The organism is Methanothermobacter sp. (assembly GCA_030055615.1).
In the GTDB taxonomy this organism is placed as follows: domain Archaea; phylum Methanobacteriota; class Methanobacteria; order Methanobacteriales; family DSM-23052; genus Methanothermobacter_A.
The window spans coordinates 230,141-253,600 of record JASFYN010000001.1 but is presented as its reverse complement, the minus strand read 5'-3'; the positions used below and the strand labels follow the sequence as shown (position 1 = coordinate 253,600).

The following is a 23,460-nucleotide window of genomic DNA, read 5'->3' as shown; positions in this document are numbered from 1 at the left end:
TTTATTCCTCCCTCTCCTTGTAGGGTCCATAATTCTTTCTTGCAAACATTTCTATCCTATTGTTGAGGATTATCAATAACAGGACTATTATAAGGCCAACGATTATGCCACCCTGTATACCAAATACTATTGTAGTCCAGAAGCTGAAGAATACTATGAGTCCAAAGCAGAAGCCTGTGACTGGCCCTCCATATTTTGCGCAGAAGTGGACAACATCCATTGAATTCCTGGCTCCTAACTCTGCCTTGGTTGTTATGTCACCATGGTTTGCCACTGGCACGCCACCACCAAATGGATAATGCTGGTATTCTCTCTCAGCACCATAGTGGACGTCTCCAGTTGATGAACCAATGGCCCCTATCGTGATACCCCATAACACTGCAAGTAATGGTAAGGGGAATGGGTGGCCAAGTCCTTCAAGTGGTAATGTCATGAGATATGATAATCCTACAATACCAAATGTGACGATAAATCCATGGCCTGCAATTGGGCCTATATGCTCGACGAGTATGTCGAGGAATAAAGGCTGATTAAATTGAGATTGGCTTGCAATCCTACCCATGTGAGAGGTTACAGCATATATCGAGTGGACCATTGCAGCTACAACCGCTCCAAGGGCTATGGCGATGATCACAGGGACGTGAGCGCCTAGGAACACGTATGCTACTGAACCTGCGATACCGGCCCATAAACCATAGGCTACTGGTTCCCCAGATACCGCCTTGTTAAATATGCGGTGTAAGTGTCCTACTTGAGGTGCTAACTGTACCTGTGAATTTGGGTTACTTTGAGATCCTACATCAGATTCTAGGTCTTCAGCAGCCCCTGCTATGGTTGCAGCTGCGCTCATCAAAGCCACTACACCTAAACTAATAAAATCCATACTTTGTTCCTCCTCTTCCTTTAGTAATAAAAAAATAGGTGTATTACACGCGGGGGTTCCCCTACGTGTAATACACCTTATACTATTATTTTTTTGGCGTGATTATTTTGCTGGTGTGATTAGGTCTCTTTCACCGGCTGGTTCGAATTCTCTTAGAGCGCCTTTGGCGAATTCTCCACGTACATTGGTCCAGTCAAAGACTAGGTTGTCGTCTGCGAATGCTATCTTAACTAGTGGGTTGAAGCAGAATGCGTCTCCTCTTGCAGCGTGTACTGCTTGGACTATACCTGCGTATTCGCCTTGGTGTCCGACGTTCATTGCGTAGTTTGGATAGTTGGCTCCTCTTGCCTCTAGTGGTAGGCCTTCGTCTCCTCTTATTGCGAAAACGTTAGCTGCACCACACTGGTCTTGTAGGTCGTATCCGTAGAATCCGAGTCTTGCGTGTTGTTCTTTGTGTAGGTACATTGATAGGTACCATCCGCTTAATGCGGTCTGTGAATTTCCTGTTGCGAATCCTGTTGAACAGCCGGCTGCTGCTGCTGCGACAGCTGCCCTCTGTGATCCTCCGAATTGTGTCTCGAGTAGTGATGGGTAGTCTTCGTACTGTTCTAGGCTGTAGAATGTGACCTCACTTGCCACGTCTAATACTGTGTCCATTGTGTTTGGCGCTTCTGTGAGTCCGTATTTGTCTTCGACGTATTCTTTACCATAGTAGGTGAAGTCGTCTAGGATGTTGTCTGTGTATGCTGCTGTTGCGTATTGTGTGAATCCTACACCACCTGACATGTATGAGCCAAGCCAGATCTGGTCGTATAGCATTGCACCTGCTGCGACGACGTCGAGTGCTACACGTACTGGGTCATCGTAGTTTACTCTCATTGATTGGACTATGTCAGCGAGGAATCCGAATGCTAATCCTCCGGGTTCGTTTTCACCTCTTGCACGTCTTACTGGTAGGTAGGTTGCCATGTGGATGACTTCTGCGTGTTTTGCAGCGTATGCGAAGTCTCCTGTTGCGGCTTCACCTGCACATTGTTTGTATGCTGATATCATTGACATACCGATCTGCATTGCTGACCATCTGCTTGTTGTACCACCGTCACATGTCCTGGATACTATTGTGGGTATTCTGACTGCTTGCCAGATTCCGTCTCCAACCTCGGCTTTGAGTTGTTCAGCCTGGTCTTCTGGGAATTGTTTGTTTATGTCTATGAGGAATGCGTCATCTATTTCGTCTGCTATTTCGTCGTTACCTGTGAAGACTTTAACGTAACTGTCGTCTGTTAGTGCTGGGTGTGTTTCTACCATGTGCTCTTGTACGACTGCTGCACCTGGCATTGCGTGGTTGACTGTTTCAAGGTAGTGGTTTATGGTTTCTGGTGTAACTTCTTTACCCAGCCTCTTTTCTATGACTGCGTGAGCGTGGTTTAATCCTACGATAACGGTTTTTCTGATGTCGTCCCAGAATTGCTGCATTGCAGCGTTGTTTACGAAGTGTAGGTCGTCACCTTCTACGAAGGTGTCTGTTGTGGATACCTGGTATGGCATCAGTACCCTTTGTCCTAGAGGGGTACCAATGTCTGGGTTGTATCCGGGTATTCCACGTTTTTTGGCGATTTCTTTACCTGCTTCTACGAATTCTCTTTTTCTTTCGGATTGTTTCCAGCCGCCGAATTTGTAGAAGGTGGTCTGTCTCTCTTCTGGGGGTTCTTCGAACTTCCTCTTCAATGCCTTCATAAATAATTTTTCTTCAGCCATATTTTACACCTCCCCTCCTATTTTATTTCTTCTGGTAGGAAGCCTGCTTGGCTTCTTAGGACGTGGATTCTTTGGGTTACTTCTACTACGGGTTCGTCATCTTTGTATGCTATGTTGTCTCCACGGTATATTGTGGTTTTCTCTTTTAGGGTTTCTTCGTCTAGTGGCTCTCCTAGGTCTACTGGTTCGTCTAGTTCGTCTCCGATCTGGTTCTTAACTGCTTCTACTCTGCCTGTGTCTGGGTTGTAGACTTGTCTTCTTAGCATGTCGAACATCATACCGTTTTCGTCTAATCGTAGTGAGTGTCCGTGTACTGTTTTACCCCTTATACCGCTTCTTGCTGGGTCGAAGAATTCTGTTTCGATAAGTTCCTTGGAGAGTTTTTCAAGGTCTCTTTCTCTTGTTTCGATGATTTGTCTTCCTGATAGTGTACCTACATCAGCCCCTCTGAATCTCCACATGTATGCTCTTGATCTTACATATGGTTGGGCTGGTGCATTGTACATTGAGTCTGTGAATTGGATGTATCGGACCCTGTCACCTGCTTTAGCACCATCTAGTGGTTCTACGAGTTCCCTTATTGGGTCTTCTGGTTCATCTAATTCTTCGAGTGGTGGGTGTACGCTTGGGTATTCTTCTCCGGGTGCTCGGTGTCCTAAGATCCATACCACGTCCTCATCTGAGACTTCCCTCAATTTTTCTAATTCGGCTTCAGGGTTCATGAATTTTCTTCTGTTTTCGGCAATCTTGGTTTTGCCAGGATAGAATTGTGCCATATCATGCACCTCCTAATGCTAACTTAACCTTTCTAATGATCTCATCCAACTTTTCTTGGGGGCATGTCTCTCCTCTAATAACCCCACTGATTATATCAACTATTGTACCCTTTGTTTTGGGTTCTTCTGGCATGACAACCCTCGTTTTAACTCCTATCTTCGCGAAGTCCTCGAAGTCGACAGGATATTCACATATTACTATGCAAGGACGATCTACATTCCTTAGTATGAGCCTAGCCTTGTAGATTATGTGATGTTTCACTCCTCCTAGGTGTACTACTAGGAGCTTGTGTCTTTTCATTTGTTCAATTTCTTGATCTGTGAGTCCGAATAAGCTTCCTGCGCCTGCTGTCGGGGCATCTTGGGGTACTCCTGCGCCTGCATTTAATACTAGTGTGCTTGTCATTATATTGGCTTCACGGAGTGCGAATGTTATCTCACAGACTGGCTTTGTTATGTGGCGTCTGCCAGGGGACATTGCAACTGCAAGTACTTCACTTCCACATTGGGCGAAGGTTCCCCTTTGGGCTATGCCACCTCCTTCACCCATGCCCATTGTTTCGCGGCAATCAACAACATGTGTGCACTTTCCGATCATCTACTGCTCCCTTTTTTCCTTTTTTTTATTATTGTAGCCCTTTCAGCTAACCTAGCGTTTGGATCTGTTAAACCGACGAGTTCATCTGGGATCTCATCAAGGAGTTCCCCATATTTTAATTCATCGGTTACTGTTTTCTGGGTTCTTATGAATTTTCCTATGTGAACTTCGAATCCGAATGGTAAGTTTTCTTCACAGACTTTCTTTATATCATCGATTGCACTTTCATCCTCGACTTCTAATAATACTCGACCAGGTTTCACTTGTAGTTCAACTTCCTGGCCGCTGATTTTAATTATTCGACGGTCAGGGTGTCCCTCCTCTGCTGGGGGGAGTCTCTGGCCTTGTATGACCATCCTCTTTATACTTTCAATTTCTTCAAGGTCGTTAAGGAGTTTCTCGGTTGTGTCGGCTCCGAGGAGTCTGTGTGGGAATATTTCAATGTCCATTAGGTTCTTTGCCCCCAATCTTGGATGAGATCATCTAGATTTCATCTTTTATTTCGGCGGCAGCCTCCACTACGAATTTGAGTGGTTCTCGGAACTCGTCTACTTGGCTGAACACGTCTTTAATTAATCCAGATGTTGCTTCTGGGGAGAACATCTGGGTTCCTGAATCTAATGCCATTGCAGCGGCGACGCATGGTATGGCGAACCCTTTACTGTGTCTTGTGACGATGTGGTTTCCGTTGAAGATACCTGGACCACCACCACCGTAGATGGAGTGGCTGAAGAAGGAGAATCCTACTGCTGTACCTTCTACTCTTCCGAAGTCTACGCTTGGTAGCCCTGTTTCGAATTCAATTAGGTCATTGTAGTATAGCAATGTTGATGATACACCCTGTGCTGCCCTTGCTGCGCCTTGGTTGACCATTGTAGCGGCCATACAACCGGCTGCAGCATAGGCGTTCCATAGTGGTATGTCATCTGTTCCATATACTTTGAAGCCATCTAATTCTTTCTCGACTTTTATCACACCATCTTCAAGTGCTCTTTCGACAACAGAGGCAACTACGGTACCTACTGTGCCTTCTTTTCCGTTTTCTTTAACTAGGTCGTATACGAGGTTGTCTGCGTTCATTCCTTGGTATGCAAGTCCAAGGAGGTGCATCCTTTCAAATGCTCCTACTGCGTCACCCATTTCGAACATTGCTGTCTGTTCTAGGATTGATGATAGTGCTGCTGCTTGCATTGTGTTCTTGAGTGTGGCTGCCACGATGTGGTTGACTAGAATGTTCCTTAGTGCATATCCTGGACCTTCGAGTTTCTGTGGGATGTCCAGCATTGTGGCTATGTTACCTCCTAGGTATTCGACTGATTGTGGGTATCTTCCGAGTACTGCTGCTTTGACCATGTTGGCGTCGTACATGCTGACGTCTAGTTCTTTTATTATGGCTTGTACGAATGCGCTAGCGGTTACTAATGGTGCTACGGAGTATTCTGCAGCAGCTTCGAATCTTGTGCTTGGTACTTGTACGAGCGCTCTCTTTCCACCATGTAATAATTCTACTGTTGTGTCGTCGTCTTCTGAGACTTGTATCATGCTCTTTGCTGTTTCTGCTATGGCTTCAGCATTTCCTACGATGTCGAGGTCCATTTCTCTTCCTGGTATTCTGCATCCGGGTCCTGCGACCTTTGCTGTTTTCAGCGCATTTTCGATTCCTTCTAGGTTGACGGCTACTGTTCTTTTAATGCCTTGTACGATTCTTCGTATGGCTGGGTTCCAGAGAGGACTTAAGGCCTCTATTGGCACGTCCTCTTCGACGAGGTTGCCTCTGTCGTCGTACAAGTCGACCTTATCCTCAAACTTCGCCATTTTTTCCCTCCTAACAATTAGTTTTGTATACTATGCAAGTTGGACATCAGGGGATGTCCAGGATCGTTCATCTAAACCTTGCATAGTATACGGTGTATATCTCTTATTAACATGTTTAATTAAGGTTTCTTTTTAATTCAAGTCGAAAAATTTATAAATAAGAAAATAGGGTGATGTATAGAATTATTAACATTTTCAATATTTTTCACAGTTTTTCCATCCTCAGATAAATTATTTATCACTAAAAGGAGAAGATAATAATCATGCAAATCATGGCTGACGTCGGTGGCAGACCAGGAATAGACTGCAGAGGATTCTGCAAATATTGCTATTTTAAAGGTGTTAAAGACTTTCCACCACTAGGTTGCAAGAATTGCCCCCCAAACAGGGTAGGATGTGAAACATGCACCCTAGAGGTTGCCGAACGCAAAAACGAATTCCTACCACCATTCTTCGTCTTAAGCAATGTCCAAACGACCCTCATGATGACACAACCCCAAGACAAGAACCTCAAAATCAACATAAGTGGTGGCGGGGATGTGAGCTGCTACCCACACCTCCAAGAATTAACAGAGGGGCTTAAAAACCTTGGAATACCAATACACTTAGGTTATACAAGTGGGAAGGGCATAGACGACCCAAAAATCGCCACAAGACTAATCAACAATGGAGTGGATGAGGTTACATTCACAGTATTTTCCTGCAACCCGAAACTTAGAAGGGAATGGATGAGAGACAAAAAACCAGAAGCATCCCTAGAAGCTTTGAAAATATTCTGCGAAACAATAGAAGTCCACGCAGCAGCAGTCATAATCCCAGGTATAAACGACGGCCAGGACCTACTAGAAACATGCGCAAAATTAGAAGAATGGGGGGCGAAAGCCCTAATCATGATGAGATTCGCCAACCATGAAAACCAGGGAATCATACTATGTAACGATCCAATCCTCGAAGGAATAGAACCACACCCCATAGATGAATTCGAAAAACTAGTAAGAAAAATCGACAAAGAATTCAACTTAAGAGTGACAGGCACACCAGTCTGCGACCCCAAGAACAATACACCATTCGCCCTTGCAGATGACAAAAACAAAAAATACCTAGAAATACTCCCAGAAATAAAAGCAGAGGCCACAATACTCACAGGAAAAGTAGCAGCACCATACATAGAAAAAATAATAAAAAATCTTGGAGCCCAAGACCTCGTCAATGTTTACCCAACAGAAAAGGACATAGCCTGCCTAATAACAAGAAAAGACCTGGAAAAAGTAGACCTTTCACAAATCAAAGAAACCGTCATAATACCAGGAAGAGCATTTGTGCATGACAAAGAAGCCGAAAAAATCTTAACACGTGACGGAACAGACAGGATAATAGCAAGAGGCCCTGACAAATTAACAGTAGACGGTGAAATGAGCGGAACCCTAACAAAATATGATGTCATCGAAAGGGAAATGGAAGGCTTCTACGAACTCATACAAGCCATAAACTTCTTCGGGGTAAGACGAGAATGAAAATAACTGTAATAACACCCGAATTTTACAATTACGGTTCCATGATAGTCTCTGGGATCCTAAAAGATCTAGGATATGATGTAACCTTAAAAAAGGACTTCAAGAACCCTGGGGATATTGTTTTCATAAGTTTGCATTCAACAATCCACCTACTCAAATACAAAGAGAATATCAATCAAATAAAAGCCTTTAAAGTCCTTGGAGGTCCAGTAACAGCAGACCCACAACTAGTATTCAAACACCTTGATATAGACATTTTAGTAAAAGGTGAAGCAGAAAACAAGATAAAAAATGTAATGGAATACATAAACGGAGACAGAGACCTATCATCCATTCCAGGGATCGCATTCAAAAAAGACAATAAAATAATAACCACACCACCCCCCAGTGAATCCCCTTCATGGCATCCGCCACTTATACCATCAGACATCTCCAAAGAAAACATAAGAGGCGCCAATGTCTACATAGAAACCCACAGGGGATGTCCTGGAAACTGCACATTCTGTCAAGTCCCATGCTTCTTCGGAAGAAAAGTCAGAAGCAAAAAAATAGAAGATATAATAAAAGAGATCAAAGAGTTCACAAAGAAAGGCGCTAAGAGAATAGCGATAAGCGGGGGTACAGGGACGCTCTACGGCAGCGAAAAATTCAAGGACATCAACGAAGAAGCATTTATAGAATTAATAAAGAAAATTAGTGAAATCACAGGGCCAATGAACTTAACAGTACCTGATATACGGGTTGACCTCGTAACCAATGAAATACTAGAGACAATAGCACAATACACAAATGGTTGGATATACTATGGTATCGAATCTGGAAGCCCGCGCATCCTAAAAAAGATGAGAAAAGGTATAAGTGTTGATGACATATACGAAGCCGTTGAAATGGCGAAAAAACATGGGGTGAAAGTTGCCGGATCCTTCATAGTAGGCTACCCAGGAGAAGAAGAGGACGACTTCCAGGCTACTCTTGAACTTGCAGACGAACTCATGCTCGACGATTATTTTGTGAGTATTGCCGAGCCAATACCGGGCACGCGCCTAGCAGAAGAAGTTAAAAAACTTCCACTAGAAGATAACCCACTTTATATGGTCTCAAATGAGGGAAGATTCAAAAGTCTTGCAGCAGAAAGGGCCTTCAAATTCATGTTAGACTCCTATGTATTTAGAAGCATGCCAATTCCAATAACAGATAAATTACTCGAGTCTATCATTGAAGAGGTCAAATCTCAAGAGAACCATATTAGAACAGTAACTGCCATGATAAAGGGTTTTGTTTAAACTTTATGAACGTTTAGCCTTCCCAGTGAGAAAATCACTTGCTCTGGTCACATTTTTTTTGAAGTATGTAATTATCGTGGCATTTAACTTTCATTTATTAGAGTTATCGTCCGAGCTTCCAAGGGGACTTTTCACATTTTTTGACGCGTATACCAAGTCTTATCCGGGCTTGCTTATTAAATACATTAGATGATGGTTTAATTTTTTGGAAAGAAAACCAAAAAAGGAATCTAATAATCTATGAAGCAACTTATATTTTTAGTCGACAGCGCACATTATTCCGCCACACTTTGGACACTTTTCGCTTCTACATGGTACTCCAGGAGTTTTTGGTGTTTCATAGCCGCATTCAATGCATTTGCAAGCTCTTGGTGGCCCGGCTCTCATACCCCTTCCCCTTTGCATGCCAATTCTTCCAGGGATTATATCTTCTCCTATCATGGTTATGTTTTCGGATCTGCAGTCTGGGCATTTCTTGTATTCTTTTTTGGGGGATATCCATTCAAATTGGCAGTCTAGACACTTGTATCTTCTCTTGTCTGTTATATAATCACCTCCTTTTAGGATTATTGTTTTGCCTTCGACTAGGGCCTTCGCTATCTTTGAACGTGCTGATGTTATTATACGGTGGAATGTGGGCTGTGATATTCCCATTATTTCAGCGGATTTTTTCTGTTTTATACCGTGGTAGTCTCTGAGCCTTATGGCTTCGAATTCGTCTAATGTTACTTCTATTAATTCTTCTGATGCTATGTCTGGTTTGAAACATTTGATTGGTGGTTTTCCTAGGATTCTTCTGTGTCTTTTTGGCCTCGGCATATTTTGAATATATATTCAAAACTAGTATTTAAACATTATGGTTTCAATTTAAACACTACAATCTCATTAGATGATCCAAGGCGCATAGGAGGCCCCCAAGTACCCGTACCCTCCGATACATAAAGATAACTACCTGAATTTTCATAAAGACCTGAAAAGTAAGGGAACATCCACCTAACAATAAGATTGAATGGATAAAATTGTCCACCGTGTGTGTGACCAGACAATTGAAGATCAACACCCCGCTTGCGTGCAGTATCCCACTCCGTGGGAAGATGATGGAGTAAAATAGTTGGAAGATCCCTTCTAAACTCGATTTGATCTAATAGAACCCCTAAGATCCCACGTTGCATATAATATCCAACACCTACAAATTGCAAACCCATAAATTCTATGCTCTTATTATCTAATATTGTCACACCCACAGATTCCAGTAGATGGTAAACCTTTTTTCTATCGGCATATGTGTCATGGTTTCCCGAAACAAAAAATATCGGCGCATTTATTTCTTTAAGAGGCTTTAAAGTGGAATCATCGATGGGAGAACTCCCATCAGCAAGATCTCCAGTGATAAGAACTGCATCTGCTTCTAGGCTGTTCACTTTATCCTTCACGGTCTCTAAGAAACTTTCACCTCTTATAGGCCCAATGTGGAGATCTGAAAGTTGTACCAATTTAACTTCACATGGAACCTCTAGGGGTATTTCCACCTGTTTTACCTTGATTCTTGTACCTTTAAAAATTGAAAAAAGACCCATAAAGATAGCTAAAAGATAGGCTACCCTTTCTGCCCATTGGGGAATATAAATGGAGATTTTAAGCAAATCAACAATTAAGGTTGTCCAAAACAAGAATAGGACGATTCCAAGCCATGTCATGGAAAAAACATACAACACCCTTGTAAGGATAAATGAGAACTTCTGTTCACCTATAATGGCCAATGGTAAAGCCAAAGAAACTAATATTGTTAACCATATATTCCCAGCACCAATCGAAACTAACACATGAAAATTTAGTGCCCCATAAGCCAATGTTAATATTAGTATGAAGAATAGGAGTCCTATAATCCTTTTCAATTATATCACTATATTAGGGAGGTCTCTGGTAGGAGTTTTACTAGAATATAATCATACATCACTGAAGGTTTTATCTCTGCAATGTCGCCCAGTTTATAATCGTATACTTTAACTTTTTCAATATCTTTATGGTAGCGTTCATAGTTTAATTTGACGCGGACACCATCAAGCTGACTTGTAACCGGCGTGGGAGAATAGACGTTCTTTATGGCGTGGACTTGGTGTTCAATTTCGCTTTTAACAACTATTGGGGGGACCAGTGGAGGATCCTCAGCCATTTCCCTCCTCCTGTTGTCGAGGATCTCCTCAACAACCTTAACCAGTTTCTTCAAGGCCCTTATGTTTTCGCCTCTTTTAAGACGGCGGGGTATTCTACCGAAGCCACTGATATATGCTGTTGCGCCTGGAAGCTCCTCTACACTAATCTTTGGGGCGCCTGTAACAACCACTGGCACATTTATATCCTCGAATAGGTGTGTTTTCTCTTTTATGCAATGTTTAAAGCTTCCAAGGGCGAAAATTGCAAGGTCGTGTTCATTTATAAGCTGTTTCTCCTCCTCCGATATTCTTGATATCCCCTTGCCAGCGCCTCTAGCCAATCCTATCATGTTATCCTTGGCACCATACCTTCGAAGATATTCTGCAATGTCGCAGGCTGCATGTGGCAAATGATGCCTTGCAAGTGTGGGTGATACAACAGCAATCTCTGTACCAGCCATTGGAGCTACCTTAACCTTACCTAGGAGTTCTTTGGCCTTTTCTTTAACCTTTTCAACATCATCTATTGGAACTGCGAGTGTTAATATAAGGTCCATTTGTAACATGTTCTCCTGGAGTACAAAACCTCCAAGGTCTTCGATGAGCTCTTCCATTTCCTCGTGGCGGTGCACACCACCAACATAAGTTAATGTTTCATACATATTCTATTCTCCAATATCTTGTATCTTAGCAAGGCCCTTTTAATAGGATCCAATGGCAGATTATAATGTGATGGAACCTCCACTTTTTCTCCCTCTTCTTCTATTTTCATGTAATCCGGATATACTATATAATCTGGGCTATCTTTAACTATAGTATAACCCATATGTTCAACAATGTCTTTAAGGAAATTTGAATAAACTTTTATTTTTATTTTTTTGTTCCTTTCTTGTAGTGGCTGTGGATTATCCCACCATGGAGAGCATACCCTAAATTCTATCTCAGAAAAGGATCCATATTCTAGATCATATGATAATCTTTTAAGGGTTTCAAAGACTATACGCATACTTTCCTTGATCTGTGGAAACGTGTTCAATTTTAATCTGAGGGCCCTTGAACGTGTTCTGGTCTCTGAAAGTACTATTGCAAGGTCAGGATTCTCGGTATTAGGGTCTCTAGCTACAATATACTCACGAACTCCTATAATATCTAGTATGCCTTTACACATGGGTGTGGTGACAATCCTCATATCATATGCCCTCATGATCTTAATTATTGAATCCTTTTAATCTAGGTTACACATATATTTTCCTAAGGGTGAAGACTATGAAGATCAGTTTAACCCATCAGAGATCAACTACAGAGGATCTTAGTATCATGGTGGATCTACTAAGGGCTAGTACAACGATAACAGTAGCATTAGATAGATTCAAAAAGATAATACCAGCCAAAGGTGTGAGTGAAGCTCTTGAAATTTCAAAGAAGACCGGTGGCTTGCTTGCAGGTGAACGTGGCGGTGAAACCATCAAAGGCTTCATAGGGAATTCACCACTCCAAATACAAGATTACAACGGTGAAACCTTGATCCTCACAACAACTAATGGTACAAGGATACTTAAAAGTTTAAAATCCAAGGCCCTCATAGGATCCCTCATAAATGCAAGGGCCGTGGCTCGTGCAGCTGTTGAACTTGCAAATAATGAGATAGAAATAATCATGGCTGGTGTGAATGGCAGATTCGCCATCGAGGATTTCCTCACAGCAGGAGAAATAATATACTATTTAAGAGATTATGAACTTGATGAGTTTGCAAAGGCTGCCATGATAGCAGCCCACGATAGAAGGATAGTAGATGATATGATACTTAATTCCAGTTCCGCCTTAAAGTTGAAAAAACTTGGATTCTTCGAGGATGTGAAATTTTCCATCCAAAGAAACATTTCAAGCAATGTTCCCCTCTATAATGGGAAAATAATAAAAAAATATAAAATATAATATTTAGTGATGTTCCATGGAAATAGAACAACTTAAAATAATAGGTACAGCCCATGTATCAAAAAAGAGCGTAGAAGAAGTGAAGGAGATTATACGCACTGAAAAACCGGATGTTGTGGCTGTTGAATTAGATATTGGAAGATACCAGAAACTCATAAAAGAAAAGTTAGGCCTAAAAGATGACCGACAACTCTCAGTGAAAGATTTGATCAGAGGAGAGAACATCGGCCTCTTTCTTATAACCGGACTCTTAACATACTTGCAAAATAGGATAGGTGACGATTTAGGCGTGAAACCAGGTTCTGAGATGCTAGCGGCCATAGAAGCCGCTGAGGAGATAGGTGCAAGGATAGCCCTCATAGACCGGGACATACGCATAACTATGCAAAGAATAATAGATTCCATGAGTTTACGTGAAAAATTAAAATTCTCCTTTAACATCCTTGCTTCATTCTTTAAAAAGGATGAAATAGAAGACGTGGAGAGCCTAAAAAGTGAAGACACTCTAAATGAAGTGATGGAATACTTCAAAGACATCTCACCACAGGCATACCATGTACTAGTAGATGAAAGAGACGCCTACATGGCCCAGAAATTACTAGAAATCCCAGAGGATAAAGTGATTGCAGTTGTGGGGGCAGGCCACAAAAAGGGTATAGAACATTATCTCCAACATCCAGAAAAGATACCTCCACTCAAGGAATTATTATCCTTCAAGCAGCACAATTCCATTCTGAAGAAATTACTAGTTATTGTCCCCATGCTATTAATTGTGCCTTTTGTCTTAGCATTCATTTCAGGGGTCAACATCCAAGGTGATATTCTTAAATTTATATTCTTGACAGGAGGTTTCGCATTTATTGGATCATTAGTAGCCGGTTCAAAGCTCAAATCTGCTTTAATAGCATTCCTCGTAGCTCCAATGACAGTACTACATCCACTCCTAGCCGCGGGATGGTTCGCAGGGTTAATGGAGGCCAAACTGAGAAATATTAACTTCAGTGACCTTGAAAATTTGAATAAGTGTAATAGCCTTCATGAACTTTGGAGTAACAATCTTTTCAGAGTCATCCTTGTTGTTGCAGGGGCGAATCTTGGCTGCAGCATAGGAACTTTCCTCACAATACCACAAATCATACTCCCCATGATCAGTAAAATAATAGGAGCCGGTTAGAAAATGTACATAATATTCAGATGCGATTGTGGAAGAGCACTATACGCACGTGAAGGCGTTAAAACCCGCAGGTGCGTCTGTGGGAAGACTATAAAAGTTAAAAGTCGTCGAATACTCGGAAAAGTTGAAAGTTTCCAAGATGCGGCTTATATGGTTAGAAAATTACAAGAAGAAAAGTACGGACCCGGCGGATTCCTAAAAAAGAGAAATGATCGGAAATGATCAAGGATCTGAAATCCTTCACCAAAAAAGGTGAAAGAAGGAACATAGAATTTAAAAAAGCCCTCAAAATATCATATCATCTTAACGAAGACAGAAAAAGACAACTAATCTCCCAGATGAAATATAGGATGGAAAAAGGAAAGGGTAAAGCAATCTACCTTCTCGGTGTTGAAGATGATGGGAGCCTAGCAGGCCTCCCCAAAGAAGAACTCCAAGAATCGATCCACGTACTCAATGTTCTAACCCGTGAGATAGGAGCATGTATAGAAGAAGTGAACGAATATCCACTAGATGATGGTAAAGTAGCCGAAGTTACAATAGGATGGAAAAATTCATTCAAAAAAGAGCATATTGTCATAGGAGTCGCAGGTCATGTCGACCATGGTAAAAGCACACTCTTAGGTAGCTTAACAACAGGAATACTTGATGATGGAACTGGAAAGACTCGCATATTCCTCGATGTCCAGAAACATGAAATAGAAAGAGGACTTTCAGCAGACCTTTCATTCGCAATATACGGTTTCTTGGACGGTCAGCCGATCCGCTTAGACAATCCACTTGACAAAAAAGAAAAATCCGAGCTCATGGAAAAATGTGAAAGGATAATATCATTTGTCGACACCGTAGGCCATGAACCATGGCTCAGAACCACAATAAGGGGCATAGTGGGCCAAAAATTAGATTACGGTCTTTTAACAGTCGCAGCAGACCAAGGACCTACACATATCACAAGGGAGCACCTGGGGATTATCCTAGCAATGGAATTACCCGTAATAGTAGTTATAACAAAAAAAGACCTAGTAGGAGAAGATGAAATCCAAAAAGTCCATGATAAAATATCAGAATTGCTCAAACTCGTGGGTAGAATCCCATACAGGGTCAAAAACAGGTCAGACGCCCTACTAGTATCAGAGAAGATGAACCAACACATAGTCCCCATAATAGAAACATCATCAGTAACAGGAGAAGGACTAGAATTACTAGATGAATTATTCCTAAATTTAAAAGTCCCAGAAAACGCATCAGAGGACAAAAAACCATTCATGATGTACATAGATAAGGTTTATTCCGTGAAGGGAGTGGGAACAGTGGTCAGCGGCACCATAAGACAAGGCAGAGTTAAAAAAGGCGAAAAATTACTCCTAGGACCACTCCACACAGGAGAATTCAAAGAAGTGAAAGTTAAATCAATTGAAATGCACCACTACCAGATTGGATGCGCAGAACCAGGCCACATCGTCGGAATATCAATTGCAGGAGCGTCACCACAAGAAATCGAAAGAGGCATGATACTAGCCCACCCAGAATACAATCCCAAGGCCGTGAGGGAATTCGAAGCAGAAGTAGCAATCCTAGTACACCCAACAACAATAAAAGCAGGATATGAGAGCGTGACACACATAGAAACCATCGCAGAGACAACAATACTAGAACCTCTCGACCAAGAATTCATGTCTGCCGGGGACAAAGGAAAAGTCAGAATGCGATTCAAATATAGACCACACCATGTAAAAGAGGGGCAAAAGCTAATATTCAGAGAAGGAAGAAGTAAAGGTGTAGGCTCCATAACAAAGATCATAGAGAACCCCTAATCACAGATAACAGTTCACAGGCTTTACAAGTTTCCATAGAAGCCGGCTCCCCACAAACCTCACATTCAAAAAGTTCAACTTCCCCTTGTTCCATTTTAAAAGTTTTAATGAAAGATTCCATTATCGAATCCTTGGTTCCAGGCCTCTTCGACTCTATCCTGTTAAGAAATCTCTTAACCCTTGATCTGAGGGATAAACTAGAATAAGGACAATCCTCCAAATGAACCCTAATATTATTAATGATGGCCCATTTTCTGGTTTCTTTTTCACTCGTATTCCATAGAGGTTTTATCCTAGGTATAAGCCTAGGATGGATCACCTCCAATTTAGGGCCGAACTTGGAAAATTTGCGCGTATCACCCCTAATTAGGCTCATCATAAATGATTGTATTTCATCATCCATGTTATGTCCAGTAGCTATTTTATCAGCTCCTAGGCTGCGGGCAGCCCTATTCAGTATATTCCTCCGGAAAACCCCACAAGGTATACAAGGACTCTTAAAAATCCCATAAACCTCATCCAATGAAAAATTGAATTCATCTTTAAAGGATTTTTCAACCAATTCAACGCCTAAAAGTTTCGTATTGTAACGTGCAGCCTCTAAACTCTTCTCCCTATAATCTTTTATACCCTCATCAACTGCTATGGCGACGATATCAAAACCAAAATCATCTCTAAGAGCAGCTAAAACGTGTAATACAAGTAGACTATCCTTTCCACCTGAAAGGGCCACGGCTACTAATTCTCCATCCTCTATGAGCTTATAATCTATTATAAGTTCCTTGATTCTCTCTTCTAATTTCATGTTAAAATTTGCTTTTCCCATAATAATAATATTATATGCCTACTATAACATTAAGGTAGGGGGGATTGTGATTGATAACAGCAGAATTAACTATAATCCCCATAGGGACTGGGGATACAAGTTTAAGTGAATACATAGCTGCCGCGATAAAAGCAATGGAAGAGAAGAATATTAGATATGAAATATCCGGTATGGGGACGCAGATAGAAGCCGAAAACCTTGAGGATATCCTAGATGCTATAAGAGCAGCCCATGAAGCCGTATTCAAGTTAGATTGTAGTAGGGTGTACACCACAGTCAAAATAGATGATAGGAGAGATGTTGAAAAAACTCTAAAAGATAAGATAGCCTCTGTGAAGAGCAAACTCTAAACTTGGAAATTCTTAACCGCATCAATTATCCTATCAAGTTCCTCCACGCCCAAGCTAGGATGCACTGGCAATGACAATACCTCCTCAGATGCCTTCTCAGCCTCTGGACAACTAAACTCCAAACCAAGATTTTCATATAATGGTTGACGATAGATTGGCTTCGGATAATACACTCCAGTCCCTATACCCTCACTTTTAAAATGTTCTATCCATTTTTCCCTGTTTTCAACCCTTACAGTGTACTGGTGGAAGACATGCTTCACATCATCCATAACATATGGGGTTATGATATGATCAAAGTCTTCAAGATTTTCTGTTAAATATTCTGCATTTTCTATCCTCCTATTATTGAACCTGTCAAGCTTTTTAAGTTGAACAATCCCAATGGCAGCTGCTATATCGGTCATCCTAAAATTGTATCCTAAAATCACATGTTCATAACGTTCACTTTCACCATGAGATCTTATCATCCTAGCCAAATGGGCTATATCTTCATTATCAGTTGTTATCATCCCCCCCTCACCTGTGGTGATATTCTTCGTAGGATAAAAACTGAAACATCCAATATCCCCCAACGAACCCACCTTTTTCTTATGATATAATGCTCCATGTGCCTGGGCAGCATCCTCAATAACTATGAGTCCATGATCTTCACCTATATCTATGATATGGTCCATCTTAGCTGGCTGCCCATAAAGGTGGACAACTATTATAGCCTTTGTATCCTCTGTTATAGCATCCTCTATCTTCTCAGGGTCTATATTGTATGTCCAAGGGTCTATGTCAACAAAAACTGGCCGGGCCCCAACATATAAGGCTGCATTTGCTGTTGCCGCGAAACTAAAAGGCGTGGTTATAACCTCATCACCTTTACCCACACCAGCCGCGGATAATGCAACATGTAATGCTGTTGTACCAGAACTTGTAGCCACGGCATACTTGCTGTTGGTGTAATCGGCAAATGCTTCTTCAAATTCTTCGACCTTAGGGCCTTGGGCAAGGAAACCCGAACGTAATACTTTTACTACTTCTCGGATTTCATCATCTTCTATTATTGGACTTGCAATTGGTATCATAATCGAAACCTCACCTGAGTACCTTGAGAATATCTTCTCTCCTATTTCTAAATAATATGAATATTACAGTTAGGACAGCCACTATAAGTATGATAGGTGAAAGGTAGGGATTCGGTGGGGTTACAACTAGGGAGGGTAAGTTGCCTATTCCACTGTCAGGGGAATTATGGATTAGACTCACATAAAGATTATTGATTATATGGATACCCACAGCCAATTCTATACCATCATCTGCGAGGGTGATTAAACCTAACATTAAACCTATTATAAATGCGCTTGTCACAATAGATAAGCTCATTGTCGGATTGCTCCCATTCCACCAGTGAAGTCCTGCAAATATCAACGAATCCGCAATCAAAACCAAAAGAGGACTCTCTGATACTAGACCAAGAGCTTGTAGGAGATATCCCCTGAAAAAAACCTCCTCAAAAGATGCTTGTATCGGGAATACAATAAGCGCTATAAAAGATAACAGGAAGAAGCTGCGCGGTTCGAATGAAAAACTAAATGATCCTGGGCTTATTATAAAATATATGATATCCAAGATTGAGATTATCGAAAACCATAGAATAGCCCCTTTCATTATCCTTTTCCAGTCAATTTCTCGACCAGTATTTATAAGGGATTTGAAGCTTCTATTATGCAAGAACCTCACAGATAGATAAAGGAAAATATAAGCTACCGAAAAGACCATACCAGCGATTATAAGCAGATAAAATGGATTAGATAACATATTAAAAATATCCGATGTCCTATGGGATAAAACGAGAATGATACCAAGGAATATGCCTAATATTATCCCCACCAGGATGCTGGGAACTCCAAGGGTTAATATGATGGTTAAAATATACCTCCATGGGCTATTATTACCCTTCCTAGCATTAAATAAAAATCTGGGCCCATCATAGACCTGGTCTTCTAATCTTCTGCCGCAAAAAATGCAAAATCTAGCACTTCTCTGATTTAAGGTTCCACACCATGGACAATTTACCTTCCCAAGATCCTCTTTTATTCTTCTACTTGAACCCATGATATACCCCAAGATGGTTCTCGTTAATTTTACTATTAACCCTATCTTAAAAGTATAAGATTTTCTTATAATGGTAATATGATGATGACAATAAATGAGGGTATAGTAACAGTCAAAATTCCCAGTTTCCATAAGGTTTCCTCAAAAGCTCCCGTATTCTATAATCCTAATATGGAGCTTAACAGGGATATCTCAGTCTTGGCAATTCAACAATTCCAAAAAGAGAAAAAATCCAAGATAAAAATAGCCGATCTCTTTGCTGGTAGCGGTATAAGGGGTATAAGATACCGTCTCGAAATAGAAGGAGTTGAAAGCGTCCTGGCCAATGACATAAACCCAACTGCAGTGGAATTCATAAAAGAAAATAGTAAACTCAACAACGCTCATATTAATATAACAATGGAGGATGCCAACATCCTACTCCGCAAGAATAGGGGCATGTTTGATGTCGTTGATATAGACCCCTTCGGCACACCATCCCCTTTTATAGACTCGGCTGGTTATTCCCTTAAAAAAGACTCCTTATTATGTGTTACGGCAACAGACACTTCTAGTCTCTGCGGCACATACAAGAGCCCTTGTATAAGGAAATATAATGCAGTGCCTTTAAAGACAGAATACTGCCATGAAAATGGTCTAAGGATACTAGCAGGTTTCACAAGTTTAACCCTTGCAAAATATAAAAAATATATCAAGAGCAGGTTAGCTTATAGTAGCCAACATTATATGCGCCTTTACCTGGAAATTGGCAAAGGAGCGGCTAAGACAGATAAATCTCTCAAAAAAAATATTGGATTCATATACCATTGCCACAATTGCCTGTTCCGGGACCTAAAATATGGCATGCTCCCAATCTTGCCAAGAGAATGCCCCCAATGTGGTAGAAGACTAGATTTTAGCGGCCCTCTTTGGATAGGGGAATTAGAAGATGAAAGTTTCATCAGAGGAATGATAAGATCACTGCCCGAGAAAACTTTGAACAAGAAAAAAGAAACCCTAAAATTATTAAAACTTCTAGAAGAGGAGGCTGGAATGCCCCCAACATTCTATGATATCCATAAAGTCTGCAGCAAAATGGGGATAAGCGCCCCACCCCTCAAAAAAGTCATGGAAAACCTACAAGAAAAAGGTTTTAAAGTGGTTCGAAGCCACTGCAGAGCCACTGGTATAAAAACCAATGCTCCGATAATGGAATTAAAAAAATCAATCAAAGAAGTCTATTCATAATTTAACATGTTATGGGTGTAATAATACTGTAGGGCCTCTGCATTTTTAATCTCAAAATTACGATAAGGATTGTAAATGTACGGATAAAAGAAACCCTTGATGACATAATAATATGCTTCCAATGGCCCGTATTGGCTCCGTATTATATGATAATACAATGGAAAACCACAACCCTGATTTATTACAATATCACCTTCCCTTACCGTGCCATGGTAGACAAGTGGTATGGGCCCATTCTGGCCATTCTCCTTTGCACGTTTCCTAATATAATCCAAGGCCTCATCTAATGTTTGAAATTCTATCCCATCGCTCCTATAGGTCCATTTGTCGGCTGGAACGCCATTAATCCCCTCCTCCCATACTTCGCTCCAGTTTATCCCAGGGGTGTATGGTTTTTTCTCTACATATGCTAGTTGTAGTATTAGGATGTCTCCTTCCATGTAGCTGCGATAATTGGAGGTTCCACCATAATGTACTACAAGGGCACATTTGGACCCATGAGACCTTGCATACTCAGCAAGCAACCTAGAATGCGGATGACCCGGGTACATGTCAGGATTAGCCAACTTAACAAAAGCCAACCTACCCAGAGGCTCAAACTCCCCATTAGCTGTTGTGAAATGCACATATCCCACAAAGATTATAACTAAAATGATGAAAATCACAGTTTTCTTCATAAAGCCACCAATAATAAGCTTTGATACAATATTCTAAGCTATACCTTGATAAAGTTATTCTTTATAAATTTTTTGTGAAGACAAAAAAATATTTATTCGCCTATTTTACGGAGATTTCACTTAAAATTGCAACTTTTTATATCAGAAAAAAAGAAAATTTATATATAATTAAATTGAGAAAATATAAAATTATATAGTTTTTTTGGAGGTGCAAATGGTGGATATTGGCGAAATTATAGGTGACGCCGTCAAGTACCCGGCATCAGATTGGAAGAAACTCATAATATTAGGAGTGTTCTTCCTATTAAGTTTCCTACTAATACCCATATTCTTTGCCCTTGGGTATGTTTTCCGGGCCCTTAAAGCCACAATAGCCGGGTTTGATGAGCTTCCAGAATTCGATGAATGGGGTGAAATGTTCATTGATGGTCTTAAAGTATTCGTTGTCACTTTAGCCTATATGATAATACCACTGATAATTATGGGTGTTGGTGTTTTCACAGGCTTATCAAGCGCTGGTGTTTTCACAATCTATGGGAATGTTATGGTCACAGCTCCAACACTATTACAGGCTGGTTTAGGGCTCATTATAATAGGGATCATCGTAGCCATCATATTTGGACTATTATGGACAATCGCAATAGCCCATATGGCATATAATGACAGTGAACTTAGAGCGGCATTCCAATTCAGAGAAATACTAGATGTCATATCAGAAATCGGATGGACAGAATATATCCTGTGGTACATAGTAGTTATAATCGTGGCCATAGTGATACTCTTCATTGGGTCTTTAGTTGGCATGATTCCAGTTCTCGGCCAAATATTAGTACCGTTATTCGTGACACCTTATCTCACTCTCTTTTATTTCAGGGCACTTGGACTCAGGTACGCATATGAATAATATTTCATCCCTCCAATTTTCTTTTTTTCCTGGAATGTATCATACTGTATACTCTAAATGTCTTCCATGTAGCTGCGATAATTGGAGGTTCCACCATAATGTACTACAAGGGCACATTTGGACCCATGAGACCTTGCATACTCAGCAAGCAACCTAGAATGCGGATGACCCGGGTACATGTCCATGATTAGCCAAATTAAGGCCCGAAATACATGGTTAGGATCCACATTCTGCATAAGGTCATTAAAAAAATCCTTGAATAGGATCTCTATAATTTTTCCTTTTTTTGATATTATTTTTATTATTATTCTAAAAATTTTTTTGAAATTTTAAAAAATATCAAGTAATTATATATTATGAAACTGACAAATTTAATTGTTAGATATTCTTGGGGGTAATATCGTGAATATCTATGAGATTATAGGCGACGCGGTCAAGTACCCCATATCGAATTGGAGAAAATTAATCATATTGGGTATATTATTTCTACTCGTAAACTCACTACCCCTAGTTGGGAGAGTTTTATTAGCACCCCAACTAGTCCTAATCGGAGTTTACTTGATTTTAATGATAATCCCACTATTCTTCGTTATTGGGTACATTTTCAGAGTTCTTAAAACTACAATAGCAGGTTTTAATGAGCTTCCAGAATTTGATAAGCCATGGGAGATGTTCATTGATGGACTTAAAGTTTCAATTGTGGTCATAATCTATATGATAACACCCTGGCTAATCATGCGTATCGGCCTTTTCATAGCCCGTTCAAACCTAACCATCAGCAGTATCACGGGATTGGTAGGTTTTATCGTGGCTATCATATTCTTGCTACTTCTCACAATAGCAATAGCCCACATGGCAGCTAATAACCAATTTAGGGCAGCTTTCATGATCCGAGAAGTATTAGATATCATATCAAGGATTGGATGGGGAAAATATATCCTCTGGTATATTATAGTTGTAATTATAATTGGGATAATCAGCTTCATATTAAATTTCATCATAATGCTAGGTTATATTGGCCTTAACATAGCTACTGGGCCCCTAGTCGCTTACATAATCGCAAACCTACTCTCTGCGATCTTCATAAGATCTTATCTTTCCCTATTCTTCTCTAGGGCGCTTGGATTACTATACCCCAAATAATAAATTTTTCCCATCTTATAGAAATAGAAGGTGGTAATATGGAAGATATTGTTAAAATAGATGATATAGACAAAGAGATACTCCATCTCCTTAACAAGGATGGGCGGATGTCCTATAGGGAGATTTCAAGGAAACTTGGAGTATCAGTAGGCACGGTGCACAATAGGGTTGAAAAGCTCATGAAAAATGGGGTGATAAAAAAATTCGTCCCCCTGATAGACCATTCAAAACTTGGCTACAAACTAACGGCCATTATAGGTGTTAGAGTAAAAGGGGGGGTTCTGAAAAACTGGGAGGAAAGAACAGCATATCATAAGAATGTTTTAGCAATCTATGATGTTACAGGAGAATTCGACGCCATATTAATAGGGAAATTCAGAGACACCAGCGAACTCGACAAGTTTATAAAAGGCCTACTCAAGGAAAATGATGTTCAAAGAACATACACCCAGACCGTCTTAAATATTGTTAAGGAGGATATGACATCATCACAGATGCTATAATCGATCATAAAGGTGCGGATT

The 23,460-nt window shown here is 40.7% G+C and carries 26 protein-coding genes; 12 read left to right on the top strand and 14 right to left on the bottom strand.

Features of this window, described 5'->3' with window-relative positions; genetic code table 11:
• Position 1 precedes the first annotated feature (1 nt).
• From mtrE to mcrB, 6 genes are all read right to left on the bottom strand, one after another.
• Positions 2-919 carry a tetrahydromethanopterin S-methyltransferase subunit E gene (mtrE, locus tag QFX38_01450; protein ID MDI9623539.1) on the bottom strand — a complete coding sequence of 306 codons (918 nt, stop codon included), beginning with the start codon at positions 917-919 and terminating at the stop codon, positions 2-4.
• Between the two features lie 66 nt (positions 920-985).
• Positions 986-2,641 carry a coenzyme-B sulfoethylthiotransferase subunit alpha gene (gene mcrA, locus QFX38_01445; protein MDI9623538.1) on the bottom strand — a complete coding sequence of 552 codons (1,656 nt, stop codon included), beginning with the start codon at positions 2,639-2,641 and terminating at the stop codon, positions 986-988.
• A gap of 17 nt (positions 2,642-2,658) precedes the next feature.
• Positions 2,659-3,417, bottom strand: a complete 759-nt coding sequence (gene mcrG / locus QFX38_01440) for a coenzyme-B sulfoethylthiotransferase subunit gamma (GenBank protein ID MDI9623537.1) — start codon at positions 3,415-3,417, stop codon at positions 2,659-2,661.
• A gap of 1 nt (position 3,418) precedes the next feature.
• Positions 3,419-4,015, bottom strand: a complete 597-nt coding sequence (gene mcrC / locus QFX38_01435) for a methyl-coenzyme M reductase I operon protein C (protein MDI9623536.1) — start codon at positions 4,013-4,015, stop codon at positions 3,419-3,421.
• On the bottom strand, positions 4,012-4,464 hold the full coding sequence (gene mcrD, locus QFX38_01430) for a methyl-coenzyme M reductase operon protein D (protein MDI9623535.1): 453 nt from the start codon (positions 4,462-4,464) through the stop codon (positions 4,012-4,014). Before mcrD ends, mcrC begins: the two co-directional genes overlap by 4 nt.
• A gap of 34 nt (positions 4,465-4,498) precedes the next feature.
• Positions 4,499-5,830, bottom strand: a complete 1,332-nt coding sequence (gene mcrB, locus QFX38_01425; protein ID MDI9623534.1) for a coenzyme-B sulfoethylthiotransferase subunit beta — start codon at positions 5,828-5,830, stop codon at positions 4,499-4,501.
• A 263-nt stretch (positions 5,831-6,093) separates the two neighbouring features.
• On the opposite strand from mcrB, the gene mmp10 reads away from it, so the two are divergent.
• Together mmp10 and QFX38_01415 are read left to right on the top strand one after the other, a co-directional pair.
• Positions 6,094-7,344, top strand: coding sequence for a methyl coenzyme M reductase-arginine methyltransferase Mmp10 (gene mmp10 / locus QFX38_01420; GenBank protein ID MDI9623533.1), 1,251 nt, complete (start codon positions 6,094-6,096; stop codon positions 7,342-7,344).
• Entirely contained in the window at positions 7,341-8,627 is a 1,287-nt protein-coding gene (locus QFX38_01415) for a methyl-coenzyme M reductase glutamine C-methyltransferase (GenBank protein MDI9623532.1), read from the top strand. Before mmp10 ends, QFX38_01415 begins: the two co-directional genes overlap by 4 nt.
• A 258-nt stretch (positions 8,628-8,885) precedes the next feature.
• Here QFX38_01415 and QFX38_01410 read toward each other — a convergent pair whose 3' ends face one another.
• Together QFX38_01410 and QFX38_01405 are read right to left on the bottom strand one after the other, a co-directional pair.
• On the bottom strand, positions 8,886-9,446 hold the full coding sequence (locus QFX38_01410) for a DUF134 domain-containing protein (GenBank protein MDI9623531.1): 561 nt from the start codon (positions 9,444-9,446) through the stop codon (positions 8,886-8,888).
• Between the two features lie 35 nt (positions 9,447-9,481).
• The gene (locus QFX38_01405; protein MDI9623530.1) at positions 9,482-10,156 is read right to left on the bottom strand and encodes a metallophosphoesterase; all 675 of its coding nucleotides are present in this window, start codon (positions 10,154-10,156) and stop codon (positions 9,482-9,484) included.
• Positions 10,157-10,253: 97 nt separating this feature from the next.
• On the opposite strand from QFX38_01405, the gene QFX38_01400 reads away from it, so the two are divergent.
• Positions 10,254-10,454, top strand: coding sequence for a hypothetical protein (locus QFX38_01400; GenBank protein ID MDI9623529.1), 201 nt, complete (start codon positions 10,254-10,256; stop codon positions 10,452-10,454).
• Positions 10,455-10,530: 76 nt separating this feature from the next.
• On the opposite strand, the gene QFX38_01395 is transcribed toward QFX38_01400, so the two are convergent.
• Both QFX38_01395 and QFX38_01390 read right to left on the bottom strand, forming a co-directional pair.
• Positions 10,531-11,442: a methanogenesis marker 7 protein gene (locus tag QFX38_01395; GenBank protein MDI9623528.1), complete on the bottom strand. Its 912-nt coding sequence runs from the start codon at positions 11,440-11,442 to the stop codon at positions 10,531-10,533.
• Positions 11,427-11,969: a hypothetical protein gene (locus QFX38_01390; GenBank protein ID MDI9623527.1), complete on the bottom strand. Its 543-nt coding sequence runs from the start codon at positions 11,967-11,969 to the stop codon at positions 11,427-11,429. Before QFX38_01390 ends, QFX38_01395 begins: the two co-directional genes overlap by 16 nt.
• A 77-nt stretch (positions 11,970-12,046) precedes the next feature.
• Between QFX38_01390 and comB the strand changes: the two genes are divergently transcribed.
• From comB to QFX38_01370, 4 genes are read left to right on the top strand one after another with little or no spacing between them, the layout of a single operon-like run.
• A complete protein-coding gene (comB, locus tag QFX38_01385) occupies positions 12,047-12,715 on the top strand; it encodes a 2-phosphosulfolactate phosphatase (GenBank protein ID MDI9623526.1) in 669 nt (222 codons plus the stop codon).
• Between the two features lie 16 nt (positions 12,716-12,731).
• The gene (locus QFX38_01380; GenBank protein MDI9623525.1) at positions 12,732-13,889 is read left to right on the top strand and encodes a TraB/GumN family protein; all 1,158 of its coding nucleotides are present in this window, start codon (positions 12,732-12,734) and stop codon (positions 13,887-13,889) included.
• Between the two features lie 3 nt (positions 13,890-13,892).
• Entirely contained in the window at positions 13,893-14,111 is a 219-nt protein-coding gene (locus tag QFX38_01375) for a DUF1922 domain-containing protein (protein ID MDI9623524.1), read from the top strand.
• Entirely contained in the window at positions 14,108-15,703 is a 1,596-nt protein-coding gene (locus tag QFX38_01370; protein ID MDI9623523.1) for a GTP-binding protein, read from the top strand. The genes QFX38_01375 and QFX38_01370 overlap by 4 nt, the downstream gene beginning before the upstream one ends.
• On the opposite strand, the gene QFX38_01365 is transcribed toward QFX38_01370, so the two are convergent.
• Complete coding sequence (locus tag QFX38_01365; GenBank protein ID MDI9623522.1) at positions 15,687-16,538, bottom strand: TIGR00269 family protein; 852 nt, start codon at positions 16,536-16,538, stop codon at positions 15,687-15,689. The two genes, QFX38_01370 and QFX38_01365, sit on opposite strands and share 17 nt — an antisense overlap.
• 41 nt (positions 16,539-16,579) lie before the next feature.
• Between QFX38_01365 and QFX38_01360 the strand changes: the two genes are divergently transcribed.
• Positions 16,580-16,879, top strand: coding sequence for an MTH1187 family thiamine-binding protein (locus QFX38_01360; GenBank protein MDI9623521.1), 300 nt, complete (start codon positions 16,580-16,582; stop codon positions 16,877-16,879).
• On the opposite strand, the gene QFX38_01355 is transcribed toward QFX38_01360, so the two are convergent.
• Positions 16,876-17,955 carry a DegT/DnrJ/EryC1/StrS family aminotransferase gene (locus tag QFX38_01355; GenBank protein MDI9623520.1) on the bottom strand — a complete coding sequence of 360 codons (1,080 nt, stop codon included), beginning with the start codon at positions 17,953-17,955 and terminating at the stop codon, positions 16,876-16,878. The two genes, QFX38_01360 and QFX38_01355, sit on opposite strands and share 4 nt — an antisense overlap.
• A 10-nt stretch (positions 17,956-17,965) precedes the next feature.
• Positions 17,966-18,985 carry a CPBP family glutamic-type intramembrane protease gene (locus tag QFX38_01350; GenBank protein MDI9623519.1) on the bottom strand — a complete coding sequence of 340 codons (1,020 nt, stop codon included), beginning with the start codon at positions 18,983-18,985 and terminating at the stop codon, positions 17,966-17,968.
• 81 nt (positions 18,986-19,066) lie between these two features.
• On the opposite strand from QFX38_01350, the gene QFX38_01345 reads away from it, so the two are divergent.
• On the top strand, positions 19,067-20,212 hold the full coding sequence (locus QFX38_01345) for a tRNA (guanine(10)-N(2))-dimethyltransferase (GenBank protein MDI9623518.1): 1,146 nt from the start codon (positions 19,067-19,069) through the stop codon (positions 20,210-20,212).
• Here QFX38_01345 and QFX38_01340 read toward each other — a convergent pair.
• The gene (locus QFX38_01340) at positions 20,203-20,889 is read right to left on the bottom strand and encodes a hypothetical protein (protein ID MDI9623517.1); all 687 of its coding nucleotides are present in this window, start codon (positions 20,887-20,889) and stop codon (positions 20,203-20,205) included. The genes QFX38_01345 and QFX38_01340 overlap by 10 nt on opposite strands.
• Before the next feature lie 217 nt (positions 20,890-21,106).
• On the opposite strand from QFX38_01340, the gene QFX38_01335 reads away from it, so the two are divergent.
• The 3 genes from QFX38_01335 (at position 21,107) to QFX38_01325 (ending at position 23,439) form a co-directional block, all read left to right on the top strand.
• Entirely contained in the window at positions 21,107-21,793 is a 687-nt protein-coding gene (locus tag QFX38_01335) for a DUF4013 domain-containing protein (GenBank protein MDI9623516.1), read from the top strand.
• A gap of 402 nt (positions 21,794-22,195) precedes the next feature.
• Positions 22,196-22,936: a DUF4013 domain-containing protein gene (locus tag QFX38_01330; protein MDI9623515.1), complete on the top strand. Its 741-nt coding sequence runs from the start codon at positions 22,196-22,198 to the stop codon at positions 22,934-22,936.
• 38 nt (positions 22,937-22,974) lie between these two features.
• Entirely contained in the window at positions 22,975-23,439 is a 465-nt protein-coding gene (locus tag QFX38_01325) for an Lrp/AsnC family transcriptional regulator (protein MDI9623514.1), read from the top strand.
• The last annotated feature ends 21 nt before the right edge of the window (positions 23,440-23,460 follow it).